At 69.4% G+C, this 15,945-nt stretch carries 13 protein-coding genes; 7 read left to right on the forward strand and 6 right to left on the reverse strand.

Going from position 1 to position 15,945, the window contains the following annotated elements; all coding sequences use genetic code 11:
* Position 1: 1 nt before the first annotated feature.
* The 4 genes from ABIC63_RS14250 to ABIC63_RS14265 all read right to left on the reverse strand — a co-directional run bounded on the left by ABIC63_RS14250 (position 2) and on the right by ABIC63_RS14265 (position 5,355).
* The gene (locus ABIC63_RS14250; RefSeq protein ID WP_354320218.1) at positions 2–1,267 is read right to left on the reverse strand and encodes an SDR family NAD(P)-dependent oxidoreductase; all 1,266 of its coding nucleotides are present in this window, start codon (positions 1,265–1,267) and stop codon (positions 2–4) included.
* On the reverse strand, positions 1,264–2,436 hold the full coding sequence (locus tag ABIC63_RS14255) for a thiolase family protein (protein WP_354320219.1): 1,173 nt from the start codon (positions 2,434–2,436) through the stop codon (positions 1,264–1,266). The genes ABIC63_RS14250 and ABIC63_RS14255 overlap by 4 nt, the downstream gene beginning before the upstream one ends.
* 70 nt (positions 2,437–2,506) lie before the next feature.
* Positions 2,507–4,126, reverse strand: a complete 1,620-nt coding sequence (locus tag ABIC63_RS14260; protein ID WP_354320220.1) for an AMP-binding protein — start codon at positions 4,124–4,126, stop codon at positions 2,507–2,509.
* A gap of 260 nt (positions 4,127–4,386) precedes the next feature.
* Positions 4,387–5,355, reverse strand: a complete 969-nt coding sequence (locus ABIC63_RS14265) for a LysR family transcriptional regulator (protein WP_354320221.1) — start codon at positions 5,353–5,355, stop codon at positions 4,387–4,389.
* A 111-nt stretch (positions 5,356–5,466) separates the two neighbouring features.
* Between ABIC63_RS14265 and ABIC63_RS14270 the strand changes: the two genes are divergently transcribed.
* From ABIC63_RS14270 to ABIC63_RS14285, 4 genes are read left to right on the forward strand one after another with little or no spacing between them, the layout of a single operon-like run.
* Entirely contained in the window at positions 5,467–7,662 is a 2,196-nt protein-coding gene (locus tag ABIC63_RS14270; RefSeq protein WP_354320222.1) for a thiamine pyrophosphate-dependent enzyme, read from the forward strand.
* Positions 7,652–9,157, forward strand: coding sequence for an indolepyruvate oxidoreductase subunit beta family protein (locus ABIC63_RS14275; RefSeq protein WP_354320223.1), 1,506 nt, complete (start codon positions 7,652–7,654; stop codon positions 9,155–9,157). Before ABIC63_RS14270 ends, ABIC63_RS14275 begins: the two co-directional genes overlap by 11 nt.
* 45 nt (positions 9,158–9,202) lie before the next feature.
* On the forward strand, positions 9,203–9,652 hold the full coding sequence (locus ABIC63_RS14280) for an acyl-CoA thioesterase (protein ID WP_354320224.1): 450 nt from the start codon (positions 9,203–9,205) through the stop codon (positions 9,650–9,652).
* Positions 9,653–9,711: 59 nt separating this feature from the next.
* A complete protein-coding gene (locus ABIC63_RS14285) occupies positions 9,712–10,314 on the forward strand; it encodes a flavin reductase family protein (protein WP_354320225.1) in 603 nt (200 codons plus the stop codon).
* 144 nt (positions 10,315–10,458) lie between these two features.
* On the opposite strand, the gene prpF is transcribed toward ABIC63_RS14285, so the two are convergent.
* Together prpF and ABIC63_RS14295 are read right to left on the reverse strand one after the other, a co-directional pair.
* Positions 10,459–11,664 (reverse strand): 2-methylaconitate cis-trans isomerase PrpF, encoded by a 1,206-nt coding sequence (gene prpF, locus ABIC63_RS14290; RefSeq protein ID WP_354320356.1) that lies wholly within the window; start codon positions 11,662–11,664, stop codon positions 10,459–10,461.
* Positions 11,661–12,740, reverse strand: coding sequence for a lactonase family protein (locus ABIC63_RS14295; RefSeq protein ID WP_354320226.1), 1,080 nt, complete (start codon positions 12,738–12,740; stop codon positions 11,661–11,663). The genes prpF and ABIC63_RS14295 overlap by 4 nt, the downstream gene beginning before the upstream one ends.
* A 112-nt stretch (positions 12,741–12,852) precedes the next feature.
* Between ABIC63_RS14295 and ABIC63_RS14300 the strand changes: the two genes are divergently transcribed.
* The 3 genes from ABIC63_RS14300 (at position 12,853) to ABIC63_RS14310 (ending at position 15,944) form a co-directional block, all read left to right on the forward strand.
* A complete protein-coding gene (locus ABIC63_RS14300; protein WP_354320227.1) occupies positions 12,853–13,836 on the forward strand; it encodes a Bug family tripartite tricarboxylate transporter substrate binding protein in 984 nt (327 codons plus the stop codon).
* Positions 13,837–13,866: 30 nt separating this feature from the next.
* Positions 13,867–14,787, forward strand: coding sequence for a GntR family transcriptional regulator (locus ABIC63_RS14305; protein WP_354320228.1), 921 nt, complete (start codon positions 13,867–13,869; stop codon positions 14,785–14,787).
* Between the two features lie 194 nt (positions 14,788–14,981).
* Positions 14,982–15,944, forward strand: a complete 963-nt coding sequence (locus tag ABIC63_RS14310; protein WP_354320229.1) for a Bug family tripartite tricarboxylate transporter substrate binding protein — start codon at positions 14,982–14,984, stop codon at positions 15,942–15,944.
* The last annotated feature ends 1 nt before the right edge of the window (position 15,945 follow it).

The following is a 15,945-nucleotide window of genomic DNA, read 5'->3' on the forward strand; positions in this document are numbered from 1 at the left end:
TTCAGGGCGACTCGTGCGCGAGCTCGCGCTCCAGCGCCTTGGGATTGCTGTGCAGGCGGTCGCGCCATTCTTTGGCGATATCGCCGGGAAAGACGTCCTCCACGCCCTGCCGCAGGGCGACGACTATGGCCGAGGCCAGCGCGGCGGGTCCGAGCTTCGGGCCTGCAACGTTCGCATGCGCTTCGTCGTCGAGTGGGCCGGGCAGCACATGGACGACGCGGACGCCGCTGCCCAGCGCTTGCGCACGCATGCCTTGCGACAGCGACAGGGCTGCGGCCGCCGAGGCGCTGTAGGTGCCCAGGGTCGCAAAGTGCTGCAGCGCATAGACCGAAAGCACGTTCACCCATGCTGCGAGCGGGCCCTGATTGCCGGCGCCTCGCGCGCGAAGGACCGGGCCCAGCGTAGTCCAGAGCTGCAACAGGCCGAGGTAATTGACGGCCATCTCGGCGGCTGCATCGTCGACGATGCTGACCTCCGCTCGGCGGGCACGATTGACCTGGGCGTTGTTCACCACGATGTCGAGTTCGTTGCCCAGCATCGGTCCCAGCGCCGCCACCGACGACAGGTCGCCCAGGTCCAGGGGGACGACCTGGACTTCCGGCCGCGTGGCCAGCCTGTCCGGCGTCTGACGCAGCCTCACCGCCCGCGCGTGGCCGACCCACACCTTGCGGGCGCCGGCGGCCAGCAAGGCGTCGACCAGCGCTTGGCCATGGACAGTGGCACCGTCGGTCACCAGCACCACGCGGCCACGGGGGTCGCAGCTCATCTGCTGTTGAAGTTTCGAATCCGCAGCCATGCTGGCCTCCTGTTCCGGCTGGCACACCAGCACCGCCTCGCCCGCGCGGTCCAGCCGCAGCGAGACCGTGACCCGCGCAGCATCCGGGGTGACGCTTTCGCTGAGGAACGCGATCACGGTCGGGCCCGCGTCGAGCTTGATGGTTCCGATGCGCCAGGGCAGGTGCTGCGCGAAGTAAGCATCGTTGCTGTGACGCAGCGTGGACTGAGCGAGTAGCTGGCCCCCGCCAGGTTGGGGCTGCCATCGCAGCGTGTCGGCCAGGCACTGGCCGCAGGCTTCCCGAGGCGGATACTGCAACGCGCCGCAACGATCACAGCACTGCAGGTGCAGGATGTGGCCCGTTGCTGCCGCAGCCGTCAGCCCACGTGCGACTCGGCTTCTTGCGGCCGGCGGCAGCGCCATGGCGCGGTTTGAGGTCTGCGTTGCTGTCAGGTCGGCGCAGGGCCGTGCCATGTCGGTCGGCGCATTCATCGGGCGCTCTCCAGGATGACCGCGCCCGTGCATACACAGCGGTCGTAGTTGACCATGCCGAAGCCGCTGGCAAGGCCCCACCGCGCGTCGGCCACCTGGCGACCGTGGGCCTGGCCGATGACTTGACGCAGGATTTCGTTGACGCCCATGAAGCCGCCCGCGGCACCGGCCTGGCCGGCGGAAAGCTGACCGCCGCTGGTGTTGTGCGGCAGGTCGCCGTCGTGGGTTAGCGTGTGCGTGCGCACGTAGTCCGGGGCTTCGCCGGCTTCGCAGAAGCCGAGAGCCTCCAGTTGCAGCATCACGATCACGGGATAGTCGTCGTAGGTGTGCAGCACATCGATGGTGGCGGCATCGATGCCGGCTTGCGCGAACAGCTCGTCGCGGTCCATGCGCCAGCCACCGCGGACCATCACCGGGTCTTCCGTGTAGGCGTTGTGGCGCTCGATGGCGCCACGCAGGGCCGCGTGGGCCAGGCCCAGAGCCTGCGCCCGCTCTTCCCGCATCACCAGGAAAGCTTCTGCACCTGCGCAGGGCATGGGGCAATCCAGCAGATGGATGGGGTCGGCGATGGCGCGAGCGCCCAGGTACTCGTCCATCGTCATTGGCCGACGCAGGAGTGCGTTGGGATTGCCGGCCGCATTCGCACGCTGGCTGACCGCGATGCGCCCGAAGTCTTCGCGGGTGGCGCCGTGGCGGTGCATGTAGTGGTCGGTGATGAGCGCGAAGATGGAGTTGGGCCCCCCTGCGCCATAGGGGAAGGTGGCATCGCGCGCGAACTGGCTGAAGTTCGCCAGGCTGCTGCGGAAGGAGTCGACATGGTTGGTGTCGGCGCCGATGCAGGCCACGATCTCCGCGTCGCCGGCCTGCACGGCGCGCGCGGCGCGGCGCAGGGCCATCACGCCTGCGGCGCCCCCGGTGGGCAGAAAATCCATCCAGCGCGGCACCAGGCCCAGCTGCTGGGTGACGCCCACGGTGGAGTCGGGCGCCAGCGAGAAGCTGCTCACGATGAGGCCGTCGACCTGAGACTTGTCCAGGCCGGCGCCTTCGAGCAGGCCCTGCAAGGCCTGCGCGACGAAGTGCTGGGCGCTGCGGTGGCTGTAGCGCACATAGGGGACCGTGACCGGCACGGCCACGGCAACGCCCTCGTAGCCAAGGCGGGACGCGTTCATCGGGCGGTCACCGGACGGCTGTTGGCGTCATCCCTGAGGCATGGCCCACCAGGGGCGGCCGGGCGCGGGCTCATACCTGCCTCGTCTTGAGTGCGCGGGTGTCGACGCAGCAGGCCTGACCCGGCAGCGTGCCGGCGAGCGTGCGCAGCTCTCCGCGCTGGATCTTCTGCGAGGCGGTGACCGGAAGCGCATCGACGAACGCCACATAGCCCGGTGCCTTGTAGTAGGCGAGCTGCTCCAGCGTGTGGCGAACGATGTCCTGTGCCACTGCGGCTTGCTCGGTGGCCGTCAACGTCTCGCGGGCGATGACGCAGGCCAGCACCTCGTCGCCGCGGACCGGGTCGGGCGTCGCGGCAACGGCCACGGTCTTGATGGCGGGATGCTGCGCCAGCACCGATTCGACCTCCACCGCAGAAATGTTCTCGCCGCTGCGACGGATCACGTTCTTCTTGCGGTCGACGAAGAACAGGGCACCGTCGGCATCGGCACGCACCACATCGCCGGTATGGAACCAGCCGTTCTGCCACGCCTCCTCGGTAGCCGCCTCGTCCTTGAGGTAGCCCGAGAAGAAATGGCGACGGGGATCGTCGCCACGCGAGCGCACCAGCAATTCCCCCTGCTGGCCGGGCGGCACGGGCGCGCCGGCGTCGTCGACGATGCGGACCTCCACATCCCCGTCGGCCTGGCCGATGGCATGGACGCCGATCTGGCGCGGCCCGTGATTGGTGTGCAGTCCACCGCCGGCGCCAGTTTCGGTCATGGCCCAGCCTTCGATCAGCGGAAAGCCAAAGCGCTCCTCGAACCGCGCGTGGTCCTTGGCGCCCACTCCCGCACCAAAACCCCAGCGCACCTGATGCGCGCGATCCATCCCGGAGGGCTCAGCGCCCATCAGCATGGCCGGCATCACGCCCAGGTAGTGGACGATGGTCGCCCCGCTTTCGCGTACCGACTCCCACCACGTGCGCGGATGAAAACGGTCCAGTTGCACCAGGCAGCCGCCCGAGGTGATGACGGCCATGGTGGAGAAGCACATCGCGTTGACATGAGTTCGCGGCAGCGGCGTGAGGATGCGCTCCTCGTCCGGCCGGACTGGGCAGTGCCCGCCCAGCGCCACATACCAGTCGCCCACATGCAGGAAGTAGTCGTTGGACAGCCGGCAGCCCTTGGGGCGGCCGGTGGTGCCGGAGGTGTAGAGCAGTGCGCACTCGGTCTCACGGCCTGGTGCGCCCGCCAGCGGCGCCGCGGTGGGTGCGGCCGGAAAGTCCGTGCAGTCCAGCGTCACGACCTGCGTCGGCAGGCCGGCCGCCTTTGCGGCGGCGCGCATCGCGTCCAGCCGTTCGGGCAGCACCACGGCGAGGACGATCTCGCTGTGGCCGACGAGGTATTCGAGCTCCGCCGCGCGCATCTCCAGGTTGATGGGCACGGTGCTCACGCCCAGCGCGTTGAGCGCCAGCCAATGCAGCAGCGAGTCGGGCCGGTTCTCCATCAGCAGGCCGACGCGGTGGCCGTTGCCGTAGCCGGCCGCGGCGTAGGCCGCGCGCAGCCGCTCGACCGCAGCCAGGGCGCAGGTCCAGCTCGTCGCCCCGGCGGCGATGCCGTAGGTGCGCGCGGTGACTGCTTCGACATAGAGGAAGTCGGCGTCGCCCCGACGTTGGGCGCCCTCGCGGAATCGTTCGTAGACGGTGTGCATGACGGACCTGTGCAAGTGATTGAAGACAGAATGTGTTTCGTTATTCGACTTTCAATGTATACCAAAACAACGAGTGCGCAAAGATGCTTCGTCGTGGGCATGGCACGACAGGAGCGCATATGCCGCGGAAATTGCGGTGATTGCTTGCGTTGGGACTTGGAAAATTGCGGTCCGAGCGGTCCCTGGTTGCCGGTCGACCTTGGTGCCGCCGGCTAAGCCCGCAATAAAGGTATACCGTTATCCGCGCGCGATCGCCGTGTCTAAGCGATGGACGAACGCCCGCCCGGCGGCGCGGCGAAGGCCGGCGCCCGGCCGGCCTCGTCTACCCGCAGCTCCCGCGGCCGCGGCCCGCGCAGGTCCAGGCACAGGCCCTTGAAGAGCTCCAGCGCGTTCATCTGTACGTTCTTCCGGTGGATGAGCCCCACGTCCACCACCAACGGTGACGACGCCAGCCGCAGGCAGTGCAGGGGCGGGGTGACACCGTCCGCGGCGAGCGCGTAGGCCACCATCAACGCGCTGGCGTCGCTGATCGACACCATGCGCTTGATGAACTGGGCGTCGTTCGACTCGGTGAGCACCGGGGGGTGGCCATGCTCGCCGAAGATGCGGTCGGTCAGCGAGCGGGTGCCGCTCTTGGGCTGGAACAGCGCAATCGGAAAGCCGCGCAGCTGATCGGGCGTCACCTGCGCCAGCCCGGCCAGGGGGTGGCCCTGGCGCACGACGAAGGCATGCTCCGCCCGCGCCAGCTTCACCTCGGCCAGCGACTCGTGCTGCTGCGCAAGCGGCCCGAAGGCGACATCGGAGGCGCCCGACAACACGCGCCGCACGGCCTGCTCGGCGCTTTCCGCGGCGGTGAAGACGAGCTCGACCTGGGGGTAGGCATGCCGAAAGGCCTCGCACATGTCGCCCAGCACATAGGTGAAGGACATTGCCGTGGCCGCGATGCGCAGCGTGCCGGTCACCGGCCCGCGCCGGGCGCTGGCGAACCGGTGCTCGAGCGCGGCGACCTCCGCCGCGATCCGGCCCGCAGCCGCCAGCACCACCTCTCCGGCGGGCGAGGGATAGGTTTTGGGGCGGGCACGGATCAGCAGCGTCTGGCCCAGCTCATCCTCCAGCTGCCGCACCTGGTGGCTCAGCGCGGACTGGGTCAGGCCCAGCAGTTCGGCCGCCTCGCCGAAGCTGCCGGTAGCGGCGATGGCCTGCAGGGCCCTCAGCTGGCGCAGTTCCATGGGCGTCGAAGCGGGAAAGGGAGGGGGGAGGGGCGACGATGAATTCCGCTCATGGCATGACGCGGAAATTCGCGTTGTCGCATCGTAGTGGCGTTCCTACAGTCTTGCGCCATGGCTGAAAGATCGTTCAAACAGGAAGTGCGAAAGCTGCGTGCAGCGGCCGGCGAAGAGTTCTCGGGCGAGGGCATCCTCGCGGTCACCAAGGCGCTGCTGCAGTCGGGGGTGGCCTACGTGGGGGGCTACCAGGGCTCGCCGGTGTCCCACCTCATGGACGTGCTGGCGGATGCGAGCGAGGTGCTCGACGAGCTCGGCGTGCATTTCGAGAGCTCGGCGAGCGAGGCCACGGCGGCGGCGATGTTCGGCGCCTCGGTGCACTATCCGCTGCGCGGCGCCATCACCTTCAAGTCCACGGTCGGCACCAACGTCGCCTCGGACGCGCTGTCCAACCTGGCGTCGGGCGGCGTGACGGGCGGCTGCCTCGTCCTGCTCGGCGAGGACTATGGCGAGGGCTCGTCCATCATCCAGGAGCGCTCGCACGCCTTCGCGATGAAGTCGCAGATGTGGCTGCTGGACCCGCGCCCCGGCCACGACAGCCTGGTGCGGGCGGTCGAGCAGGGCTTCGCGCTGTCCGAGGCGAGCCACACGCCCGTGATGCTCACGATGCGCGTGCGCGCCTGCCACGCGCACGGGCGCTTTATCGCCTCGGACAACCGGCCGCCGGCCTTCACGCTGAAGGAGGCCATCGACCAACCCCGGCGCGACGTGCAGCGCATGGCGCTGGCGCCCGCCACCTTCGTTCACGAGCACGAGAAAGTGCACGAGCGCTGGCCTGCGGCCGTGCGCTTCGTGAAGGAGAACGCGCTCAACGAGTTCCACGGCGACGACACCGGCGGCCCCACCCCGGTGGGGCTGATCGTGCAGGGTGGGCTCTACAACACGCTGATTCGCGCGCTGGAGATCCTGGGCCTGGCCGACATCTGGGGCACGGTGCGGCTCCCGATTTACGTCATGAACGTGGTCTACCCAATGGTTGAGGACGAGGTGCTCGGCTTCTGCGATGGCCGCGAGGCCGTACTGATGCTGGAGGAAGGGCAGCCCGAGTTCATCGAGCAGACGCTGCAGACGGTGCTGCGCCGCGCCGACGTCGATACGCGCGTGCACGGCAAGGACATGCTGGTGCGTGCCGGCGAATACACCACGCTGGTCATGGTGAAGGCCCTTCGCAAGTTCCTGCAGCGGTACGCGCCCACCCTGCTGGGGGGGCTGGCCCTCGACCCAGGCGTGGCCTCGATGCTGGCGCCCAAGGTGATCCCTGTGGTGCCCTCGATGCCGGGCGCGGGCCTGCAGGAAGCCCCCGGCGTGCTGCCGCGGCCGCCGTCCTTCTGCACGGGCTGTCCGGAGCGTCCGATCTTCACGGCCATCAAGCTGGTGGAGCGCGAGATCGGCAAGCACTATGTCAGCGCCGACATCGGCTGCCACCAGTTCGCGGCCCTGGCGCCCTTCGACTTCGGCGCCACCTCCATGGGCTACGGCCTCGGGGCCGCGGGCGCGGCGGCGCTGAACGTGCCGGGTGCCGCGCGCCGCACGATGAGCGTCATGGGTGACGGCGGCTTCTGGCACAACGGCCTGACCTCGGGCGTGGGCAACGCCGTGTTCAACCAGAGCGACAACGTGATCGTCGTCGTCGACAACGGCTACTCGGCGGCCACCGGCGGGCAGGACATCCTCTCTTCCAAAGCCAGCAACCCCACCCGCACCACCGCGCTGCCCATCGAGGCGGCCCTGCGCGGCGTGGGAGTGCGCTGGGTCCGCAAGGTGTCCCACACCTACCGCCTGCCGAAGATGATGGCGGCGGTGCGCGAGGCGCTGACCACCTCCGAAGCCGGCCCCAAGGTCGTGCTTGCCCAGTCCGAATGCATGCTGAACAAGCAGCGCCGCATCAAGCCCCAGCTGAAGGCGCGCGCCGCGCGCGGCGAGCGCGTGGTGACAGAGCGCTTCGGCATCGACCCGGACACCTGCACCGGCGACCATTCCTGCATCCGCCTGTCCGGCTGCCCCTCCCTCAGCATCAAGGCCAACCCCGACCCGCTGCGGCCCGACCCGGTGGCCACGGTCCAGTCGAGCTGCGTGGGCTGCGGCCTCTGCGGCGAAGTGGCCCATGCGGCTGTGCTGTGCCCGTCCTTCTACCGCACCGAACTGGTGACCAATGCGGGCCGTGCAGAGCGGTGGCTGCATCGCCTGACTCGGCCCATCATCGCCCTGCTGCAGCGCCGCGTGGCCGCCCGGGAGTTCGTCCATGTCGCCTGAAACCGCAAACCTTTCCTCGGCTCGGCCGATCAAGATCGCCATCCTGGCCATGGGCGGCGAGGGCGGCGGCGTGCTCGCCGACTGGATCGTCGATGCGGCCGAGGCCCAGGGCTTCTATGCCCAGTCCACCTCGGTGCCGGGCGTGGCCCAGCGCACCGGGGCCACGATCTATTACGTCGAGGTCCTGCCCGCGCTGCGAACCGAGGGCCGCGAACCCTTCTTCGGCCTCATGCCGACCCCGGGCGACGTGGACGTGGTCATCGCCTCCGAACTCATGGAGTCGGCCCGCGCGGTGCAGCGCGGGCTGGTGACGCCGGACAAGACCCTGCTGATTACCTCGTCCCACCGCGTCTACGCCATGCCCGAGAAGATGGCCATGGGCGATGGCCGCGCCGATGCCGGCCAGTTCACAGAGACGGGGCGGAAGGCCGCGCAGCGCTACGTGTCGCGCGACTTCGCGGCGCTGGCCGAGCGCAGCGGCAGCGTCATCAGCGCCACGCTCTTTGGCGCACTGGCCGCCGCGGGGGTCATGCCGTGGAACCGCGGCGCTTTCCAGGCCGCCATCGAGCGCGGCGGCGTCGGCGTGGCCGCCAGCCTGAAGGCCTTCGAAGCGGGCCACGACGCCTTTCTGCGCGACGAGGCGCCGGCCACGGCCGCCGTGCCGCCCGCCGACGCCGGGGCCGATTCGCGGCTGGCGTCGAGGGTCGAGCAGGTGCGCCGCGACTACCCGGCCGAGTGCGTCGACGCCCTCGTGCACGGCCTGGCGCGGACCGCCGACTACCAGGACCTCGCCTATGCCGACGACTACCTGGCGCGCTTGGCCGAGGTGCGGGACGCCGACCGCCGCTGGGGCGACGGCAGCTGGCGCATGACGCGCGAGGCGGCGCGGTACCTGGCGCTGTGGATGACCTTCGAGGACACCGCGCGCGTGGCCGAACTCAAGCTCAGGAAGCACCGCTTCGAGCGCGTGCGCCGCGAGGTGCGGGCCACGGAGCAGCAGCTGATGCACATCAACGAGTACTTCCATCCGCGGGTGGAGGAGATCGCCGACACCCTGCCTGCGTCGATGGGCCGGTGGCTGCTGGGCAGCGGCGCCCGCCGCGGACTGCTCGAACGCCTGACGCGCGAGGGCCGGGTGATCCGCACCAGCGCGCTGGGCGGCTTCCTGATGCTGTACGCCGTGGCGGGCTGCCGGCGCTTCCGGCGCAGTTCCCTGCGCTACGAGCGCGAGAACGCCGCCATCGAGGACTGGCTGGCGCGCATCTGCCGCACGGCGCCGCAGGACTACGCGCTGGCCTGCGAGATCGTCGAATGCCAGCGGCTCATCAAGGGCTACGGCGACACCCACGCGCGGGGCGCGGCCAGCTATGCGCTGATCCTGTCGGCGCTGGACGGTGGCGCGCAGGACGCTGCGCGGGTGCGCCGGCTGCGCGAGGCGGCGCTGGCCGACGAGTCGGGCGCCGGCTTGCGCGCACTTCTGGGCGCCGCGGCGTGAACCATTCCCGGGACGGTGTGACCGAGCCCCCTCGACTGGCAAGCCATGGAACAGATCTTTCACCTCACCACCCTCCCCATCAGCTTCAAGCACTGCGACCCTGCCGGCATCGTCTTCTATCCGCGCTACGTCGAGATGATCAACGACGTCGTCGAGCACTGGTTCGCGCATGGCCTCGGCTGCGACTTCGCGGCGCTGCACGGGCCGCGGGCCCTGGCGGTGCCGGTCGTGAGCCTGCAGGTGGACTTCCAGCGGCCCGGCCTGCTCGGCGAGACGTTGACGGCGCAGCTGAGCCTGGAGCGGCTCGGCACGTCGTCGATCACGATCCGCATCGTGCTGCGGCGGGCTGACACGGCCGATGCGGCTGGTTCGGGCGAGGTGAAGCTGAGCGCGCTTCTCTCGCTGGTGTTCGTCGGCATGGCCGACAAGCGCCCCGTGCCCATTCCCGCCGACCTGCGGGAGGCCGCGCGGCCGTACGCGGCCGCCACGGCCTGAGAGCGCCTGAGCGCCTGAGCGCCCGGCAGCCGCCTTCATCTTCCATGGACCCCGCGACGATGCAGATCGATCCCCACACCCTCACGCCCGAAGCCACCTACCGCCTGCTCAGCGGCCTGGTGGTGCCCCGGCCCATCGCGTGGATCAGCACGCTCTCGCCCACCGGCGTGCTCAACCTCGCGCCTTTCTCCTGCTTCACCTTCGTGTCGAACGCGCCGCCGCTGCTGGGCGTCAACGTCGACCGCAAGGCCGGCCGGTACAAGGACACGGCGGCCCACATCCACCGCCGCGGCGAGTACGTGGTGCACATCGGCGATGCCTCGCAGCTCGATGCCATCCACGCGAGCAGCGAGGAGCATCCGGAGGACGTGAGCGAGGCCGAACTGCTGGGCCTGGCCACGCTGCCCGGCGAGACGGTGGCCGTGCCGCGCCTGCGCGATGTGCCGGTGGCCATGGAATGCCGGCTGTCGCAGGTGGTCGCCTTCGGCAGCACGGGCTCGGAGTTCATCGTCGGCGAGGTCACGCGCTTCCACCTGCGCGACGGCCTGATGCACGACGGCAAGGTCGAGACGCTGGCGCTGGACCCGGTGGGGCGCATCGGCGGGCCCCACTACGCCACGCTCGGACGGATCTTCACGCTGCACCGACCGCCGCAGGCATGAGCAGCGGGCTCCGGCCGGCGATGGCGCCCCTCCGATCGGAGAGGCCGGCGTCGCGCGTGCCGTCCCGCTGCGCATTCCCGCGCGCTCCTGGGCCGGATGCCGGCGGAGGCCGGCGCCTCGCAGCGCGCCCCGGCGGCCGTCTCTTCAGTCCCGGTTGCGCTCCGGAGCCAGCGCCGTCGCCGGCACCAGCACGCGTCCTTCCATCAGGCGCCGGGCGCTTCGGCTCATCAGCGCCTTCGTGACGGTCCATTCGCCGTCCTTCTCCTCGGCTTCGGCACCGACCTTGAGCGTTCCCGACGGGTGCCCGAAACGGACCTCGCTTCGGCGGCCGCCATCGAGGACGCCGGCCACCAGCGTGCCAGGAATGGACGCCGCGACCGCGATGGCCACGGCGCCCGTGCCGGTCATGGCGTGATGGAGCTTGCCCATCGAGAAGATGCGCGCGCACAGGTCGATGCCTTCCGCCTCGACGGGCTTGCCGCTCGAGGCGGTGTAGCGCTGGGGCGGCGCCACGAAGGCGAGCTTGGGCGTGTGCGGGCGTTTGCGCGTGGCCTCTTCGGCGGTGGCGACGAGGCCCATCGCCACCGTCGCGTGCGACCGGATGGCCTCGGCCAGGGCAAGCAGGTCCGGGCGGCCATTCACGTCGGACTGCAGTTCAGCGCCGTTGAGGCCGAGTGCCTTCGCCTCCACGAAGACGGTCGGGTTGCCCGCATTGATCAGCGTGGCCTGCACGGTTCCCACGCCCGGGACGTCGATCGCGTCGACCAGCCTTCCGGTGGGGAACATGGCGCCGCCCTCGCCATCGTCATCCGCGCCGGGCTCCAGGAACTCCAGCTTGATCTCGGCCGCGGGAAAGGTCACGCCGTCGAGTTCGAAGTCGCCGGTTTCCACCACGAGGCCATCGTTCATCGGGACGTGCGCGATGATCCGCTTCTGGATGTTCGCTTGCCAGATGCGGACGGTGGCGAGGCCGGTGGCCGGTGCCTCGACGAGGCCGCTGGCGATGGCGAAGGGGCCCACTGCCGACGTCAGGTTGCCGCAGTTCCCGCTCCAGTCGACCACGGGCGATTCGACCGCGACCGCGCCGAAAAGGTAGTCCACGTCGCAGTCTTCGCGCTCGCTGCGGCCGACGATCACCACCTTGCTCGTGCTGGACGTGGCCCCGCCCATCCCGTCGATCTGCTTCTCGTACGGATCAGGACTTCCCGCGACACGCAGCATGAGCGCGTCGCGCACCTGGCCGGGCTCGCGGGCCTGCGCGGGGAGGTCGCTGAGGGCGAAGAACACACCTTTGCTGGTGCCGCCACGCATGTACGTGGCCTTGATTCCGATCTGGGGATGAATGCTCATGGAGTTCCTTGAAGAAGCGCGATGCACACCGGGCTGCCGGTGTCGGCGAGGTGAAGACATTGGGGAGCGCCGGCACCGGGCTTGAGCCGCTCGATGCGGTCGGCGTCCTCGTTGGCGACGAGCAGTTCGCCGTGTCCATTCGGGGTGATGAAGCGAGGCACGCGCCCGCCGGTGGACGTCCACTGCGGGGGGGCCAGCGAGCCGTCGGGCAGGGCGCGGAACCAGGCGATGCTGCCGTGGCCTCGGTTGGAGACGGCCACCCGGCCAGCCTCGGGGAGATAGGCGATGCCGGCGGCCGTGTTGTCGCCGACGAAGCTGTCCGGCACGCTCGACATGCGCTGGCGCGCGGTCAGGTTGCCGGTCCGCAGTTCGAAGCCGAAAGAAACGACCTGGCTGCTCAGCTCGAGCACCATCCAGCCGCCGGCCCCGGCCACGGTGCCGCCGAACACCAGGTGGCGCGGCCCCGATCCTTCTGGAAGCCGCGTGGCGGCCACCCATTGGAGGCGCCCCGCCTGGGCGTCCAGGCGGAGCGTGTGGACCCGGTCGGCCCCCTTGTCGGGCACCAGCAGCCATCGGCCTGATGGATCGAAGACCACCTGATGCGGATGCGAGCCCTTCTGCTGGAGACGGTGCGGCCCCGGATCGCCCGGAAGCTCGAGCACCTGCGACGCCCGCTCCAGCGCGCCGCTTTCTCCCACGGGATGGACGGTCAGCGACCCGCTGGCGTAGTTCGCCACGATCACCCATCGGCCATCCGGGCTCGATGCGAGGTGGACCGGGTTGCGGCCGTGGGTCGGCTGTTCACCGAGGTGCCGGAGGTCGCCGTCCGGCTGGATTCGAAACGAGCTCACTTGCGTCTCGTCGCCGTGGACGCAGTGGAGGGTTCCGGCGGCGGGGGCCACCAGCAGGTAGGAGGGGTTGATCCCGGCCGGCACGCTGAAGCGGTGGCGCCAGGCATCGCGCTGCACCTCGTACACCTCGACCGCGCGTCCTCGCGCGCGCCGCTCGCTGCTGGTGCGGCACCCGACGTACGCCCAGGTTCGGGCAACTGGCCTGCTCTCTGCATGCTCGGGCAAGGGGGGCGTCTCCATGGAATCGTTGTTGACGTACGGTTAAATTGAATTTTATGATCAGTTTAGACATTCGGCAATCGCAGGCCTTCGACCTGCCAACCTTGGAGACAACACGATGTCGCATCCCCAGCGCCGCCACCTGCTCAAGGCAGCGGCCTTCCTTCCGCTCGTCGCCTTCACGTCCTACGGGCGCGCCGACGAGAAATATCCGTCCAAGCCCATCACCCTGATCGTTCCCCAGCCGGCTGGCGGCGACGCGGACGTGGTGTGCCGAAGCATCCAGGCGCGCATGCAGGAAGTGCTCGGGCAGGCCGTCGTGATCGACAACCGGGGCGGGGCCGGCGGAAACATCGGGACCGCGCTCGGCGCCAAGGCGCCCGCGGACGGCTACACCGTGACCTTCGTGAACCAGGGGACGATGGCCTTCAACCCGACGCTTTATCCATCGCCCGGCTATCGGGTCGACGCCTTCGCCCCGGTCACCTGGCTCACGTCCATCGACCTGGTGATCGTGGCCCATCCGTCGGTGCCGGCCTCGAACCTCCGGGAATTCCTCGCCCTGGCGCGCAAGGAGCCGGGCAAGTTCACCTACGGCACCGCCGGCAACGGCAGCGCCAATCACCTGGCCGGGGAGATGCTGAAGTCGATGGCCAAGGTCGACATCACGCACGTGCCCTACAAGGGCGGCGGCCCGGCGATCGTGGCCGCGCTGGGGGGCGAGATTGCCACCGTCGTCGCCTTCCCCCTGGCGGCGATTCCGCACATCAAGTCCGGCAAGCTGAAGGCGCTGGCGGTCACCGGCAAGTCGCGTTCGAAAGCCCTGCCCGACGTACCCACCGTCGCCGAGAGTGGCGTGCCCGGCTACGAGTTCTCGTCGTGGATGGGGCTCGTGGTGCCCAAGGGAACGCCGGAGCCGGTGATCCAGAAGCTCCATGCCGCCGCATCCGCGGCACTCAAGCAGCCGGAGGTGGCCGAGCGGCTGTCAGCCGGCATGACGGAGCCGGTCGGCGCGGGGCCCCGGGAGTTCGCCGACCTGATCGCGCGCGAGGGCCAGCGCTGGCCGGGGATGATTCGCGGCTTCGGGATGAAGGTCGACTGACCGGGGAGGGGCTTCACCTAGACTTCCTCGATGTCTAGTGCAGCCGATATTTCACAGGAACTGACGCCACTGCAGCAACGGGTGGCCCGCGAGATCGTCGCACTGGTGCGCCGCGACAACCGGCGTGCCGGCGACCACCTGCCGGAGGTCCACATCGCGCAGCACATCGGCACGTCGCGCTCTCCGGTCCAGTCCGCGCTGCGGCATCTGGCGCAGCTGGGTGTCCTCCAGCAAGACGCGAACCGCGGCTACTTCCTCGCCGTGGACGCGCAGGCCTGGGACGGCCAGGTGGCCGGGCTGCTGGCCACGGACGACCCGCTGTACCTGCGGATCGCCGAGGACCGGCAGGGCGGCGACTTGCAGGACGAGGTGACGGAGGCCGATCTCATGCGGCGCTACGGCGTCGCGCGCAGCACGCTGCGGAAGGTCCTCTCGCGCATTTCGGAGGAGGGCTGGGTCGAGCAGAGCATGGGGCACGGCTGGCGTTTCCTGGCCATGATCGACTCGCCGAGCGCCTACGAAGAGAGCTATCTCTTCAGGCAGTCCATCGAGCCTGCCGCCATCCTGGGCCCTTCGTTCGCATTCAGGACGACGGAGCTGCGCGAGCTGCGGCGCGAGCAGCAGCGGATCGTCGATGGGGGTTACTCCACGATGACGCCCTTCGAGCTGTTCGAGGCCAACAGCCACTTCCACGAGACGCTGGCCTCCTGGGGCAACAATCGTTTCGTCCTGCAATCGGTGCGGCGCATCAACCAGCTACGCCGCCTCGTCGAATACCGCCAGGCGGCACGAAGGACGGCCCGCCATACGCAGGCGTCCGAGCACCTGGAGATCCTGGCGGCCATCGAGCGGCACGACCTCGCGGCCGCGGCGAGCCTCATGCGCAGTCACCTCGACGGCGCGCGCAAGGGGAAGGCCGGCGCCTCCGAGGTTTTCTCGCCATCGAAGTAGAGGGCGGCGTACCCGGCGCCCGCGTCCCCATCATCCATCGGTCTCGGTCTCCCGGCCGCCAGTAAACCTGCGACGAAGCCACGCCACGGCGCGCCCCGCGCTGAACAAGGGTTTACCCTCGGCCTTGATTGTCGTTTCTGATCAGAAAATCCATTCAATGCTTTTTTGAGTCAGTTTCAACAAAGGAGACATCCATGATTTCGTTTTTCCGGCGTGCACTCTGCACCACTGCCGTGGCGCTCCTCTGCGCCGCTCCCTTCGGTGCGCAGGCGCTCGAGGCCGTGCGCATCATGGCGCCGGGCTCGCCAGGCGGCGGCTATGACCAGACCGCGCGCACCCTGGGCAAGGCCCTGCTCGACGCGGGCCTGGCTCGCTCCACCACCTTCGACAACAAGAATGGTGCGGGCGGCACCCTTGGCCTGGCGCAGTTCTCGAATGGCAGCAAGGGCGATCCCAACGCGCTGTGCGTCATGGGCGCGATCATGGTGACCGGCATCGTGCAGAACAAGCCGCAGATCACGCTGGCCAACGTCACGCCGATCGCCCGGCTCTTTACCGAATACAACGTCATCGCCGTGCGGGCGGATTCGCCACACCAGTCCCTGGCGGACCTGATGGCCGACTTCCAAAAGTCTCCGAGCGCTGTGAAATGGGGCGGAGGCTCGAAGGGCTCCGTCGACCACATCGGCGTCGCCGAGCTGGCACTGGCTGCGGGTGTCCCGGTGCAGAAGGTGAACTACATCCCGTTCGGCGGAGGAGGGGAAGTCGTCGCAGCCACCCTGGGCGGCCATATCACCGCGATCACCGGCGGCTACGCAGAGCTGGCGAAGTACGTGGAGGCGGGCAAGTTCCGTGTCCTCGCAGTGGGTTCGCCCAATCGCCTGCCCGGCGTCGACGCGCCGACGCTGAAGGAAGCCGGCTTTCGCGTCGAGATCGGAAATTGGCGGGGCGTGTACGGTGCGGCCAACCTCGGCGAGGCTCAACGCCAGGCGCTGATCAAGGCCGTCCTCGACGCCCAGCAGACCCGCTCCTGGCAGGACGCGCTCAAGGCGAATGCCTGGAGCGCCAGCGTCCTCACCGGCGACGACTTCGGCAAGTTCGTCGAAGAAGAGCATCACCGGCTGCGCAAGGTCATGACGGAGGCGGGCCTGATCTGAG

This window comes from Pseudacidovorax sp. 1753, assembly GCF_040544975.1.
Classification (GTDB): Bacteria; Pseudomonadota; Gammaproteobacteria; order Burkholderiales; family Burkholderiaceae_C; genus Xenophilus.

What these genes read in the sequence shown, in the direction of transcription:
- ABIC63_RS14250 (WP_354320218.1), bottom strand. Translation starts at nt 1,267, where the DNA reads ATGAATGCGCCGACCGACATGGCACGGCCCTGCGCCGACCTGACAGCA.
- ABIC63_RS14255 (WP_354320219.1), bottom strand. Translation starts at nt 2,436, where the DNA reads ATGAACGCGTCCCGCCTTGGCTACGAGGGCGTTGCCGTGGCCGTGCCG.
- ABIC63_RS14260 (WP_354320220.1), bottom strand. Translation starts at nt 4,126, where the DNA reads ATGCACACCGTCTACGAACGATTCCGCGAGGGCGCCCAACGTCGGGGC.
- ABIC63_RS14265 (WP_354320221.1), bottom strand. Translation starts at nt 5,355, where the DNA reads ATGGAACTGCGCCAGCTGAGGGCCCTGCAGGCCATCGCCGCTACCGGC.
- ABIC63_RS14270 (WP_354320222.1), top strand. Translation starts at nt 5,467, where the DNA reads ATGGCTGAAAGATCGTTCAAACAGGAAGTGCGAAAGCTGCGTGCAGCG.
- ABIC63_RS14275 (WP_354320223.1), top strand. Translation starts at nt 7,652, where the DNA reads ATGTCGCCTGAAACCGCAAACCTTTCCTCGGCTCGGCCGATCAAGATC.
- ABIC63_RS14280 (WP_354320224.1), top strand. Translation starts at nt 9,203, where the DNA reads ATGGAACAGATCTTTCACCTCACCACCCTCCCCATCAGCTTCAAGCAC.
- ABIC63_RS14285 (WP_354320225.1), top strand. Translation starts at nt 9,712, where the DNA reads ATGCAGATCGATCCCCACACCCTCACGCCCGAAGCCACCTACCGCCTG.
- prpF (WP_354320356.1), bottom strand. Translation starts at nt 11,664, where the DNA reads ATGAGCATTCATCCCCAGATCGGAATCAAGGCCACGTACATGCGTGGC.
- ABIC63_RS14300 (WP_354320227.1), top strand. Translation starts at nt 12,853, where the DNA reads ATGTCGCATCCCCAGCGCCGCCACCTGCTCAAGGCAGCGGCCTTCCTT.
- ABIC63_RS14305 (WP_354320228.1), top strand. Translation starts at nt 13,867, where the DNA reads ATGTCTAGTGCAGCCGATATTTCACAGGAACTGACGCCACTGCAGCAA.
- ABIC63_RS14310 (WP_354320229.1), top strand. Translation starts at nt 14,982, where the DNA reads ATGATTTCGTTTTTCCGGCGTGCACTCTGCACCACTGCCGTGGCGCTC.